The 1544-nt window shown below is 33.4% G+C and carries 2 protein-coding genes; both read right to left on the reverse strand.

Features of this window, described 5'->3' with window-relative positions; translation table 11 throughout:
- Positions 1-309: 309 nt before the first annotated feature.
- Complete coding sequence (locus HJG58_RS18565) at positions 310-804, reverse strand: phage antirepressor KilAC domain-containing protein (protein ID WP_170249797.1); 495 nt, start codon at positions 802-804, stop codon at positions 310-312.
- A gap of 121 nt (positions 805-925) precedes the next feature.
- Positions 926-1306: a hypothetical protein gene (locus HJG58_RS18570; RefSeq protein ID WP_170249798.1), complete on the reverse strand. Its 381-nt coding sequence runs from the start codon at positions 1304-1306 to the stop codon at positions 926-928.
- Between the last annotated feature and the right edge of the window lie 238 nt (positions 1307-1544).

Genomic DNA, 1544 nt, shown 5'->3' on the forward strand with positions numbered 1-1544 from the left:
TTACGATTCAGTTCGATGATCGATTAAAAGATCATTTATAAAAAATGGAACTTACACAAAATAATTTACAGGCTCATGTTCAGGGCTTTTTAAATTGCTTTAACATAAATAGAAGCATCTCACTTAAACACTCTAAGTTGGCTATATATTTCGTTAGTAAACCATGACCTTCAGCAACATCACTGGCATCGTAGACTTGATTTTTCCCAAACCCTTGTACCATACTGTTCACTGTTAGTACTCCTTGTGTTAGCAATCCAAAGCCCTTTGATTCCGCCAAGAACTGAGAGGGCTTTTTTATTGCCTAAATTATGCATTGTTGTTTCCTAGAAGCTTTGAAAGCTTGGTTAATCCCTTTGGTGTTACTCTCACCTGCTCTGTGATTTTGATCGTTCCATCAGGCAACTGGATATCCGTTACTTTATGTTCTAAATATCCCGCTTTAATTTTCTCTTGATAGGCAACCCAATGTTTGCTGCCATTACGTTTATAAATCCAGTCATTCATGTGAAGCCACTTATTAAATTTTTGCGGCTCTTGTTGTAGAGCTTTAGCAGCATCAGTTAGGCACATACTTCCCTCGGCTGTGGCAATACGGTCAAATGCTTCCATTGTAGGTTGCATAACTTCAACTTTGTGCTCTAGCTCAATCACTTTTTCTGAATAAGTCAGTAAAGCATTACGTAAAAGATTTGGATCTGCTAGTAATTGCATTGGATCGGTCAGTTGAATTTGCCCTGTTGCTACCGCGTCATCAGAAAAGTAATTTATTAATGAATCATTTTTTAAAACTGTAATACTCATAAAAAAGCCTCATCATGGGGATGAGGCTAGTATGATTTCAGTTTTTGAAACTTTAAAACAGCTACTACGTTGTAGTGAAAAATACGGCGCACTTTGTACAAAATGCGGCGCACTTGTAAAATTATTTTTTCTTTTTTGCTGCTTTTGAGACCAAATCATATATTTTTCTATAATTTTCTTCTTCTATTAGTTGATTACGATGAATTTCATTTGCACACTCCGTATAACTTTTCCAATTTGATCCGTCCCATATTTTTTTAACTTCTTGTAAATTTTTATTATCTTTTTTCCTTTTTTCAGCATGTCTCTTATTTGCTAGATCTATCATTTTATCCTTTAGCTCTTGCTTGCCAGTCATTTTATCTGCATGACTAGCAACTAATAAACCTCTAAAATAATTTGCCTCATTTAAAAAATATAAATAACCCATATCATAAGGCTTATCACAATAATGAAGATAGGCATCACATGCATATTTACAGATAATTTCAATAACATGCATTAAGCAAAAATCTAAAGTTTCTTGCGTATTTTCATTCTGTCCTAATGCATCGTGGAAAAACTGCTCTCTCTTTTGATCACCAAGATATTCATCTCCTAATAAATGTGAATGTACACTGTCCCAAAAGAGTTTAATTAAAAGCTTTTTTATTTCATCTTCATTAGACTTCCGTCATAAATCAAAAAACGTACAATTTATTTGATCAAATTAATCAGCAAAATTATTTAATTCAAGAGAT

Origin of the sequence: Acinetobacter geminorum (assembly GCF_013009345.1) — a bacterium.
Taxonomy (GTDB): domain Bacteria; phylum Pseudomonadota; class Gammaproteobacteria; order Pseudomonadales; family Moraxellaceae; genus Acinetobacter; species Acinetobacter geminorum.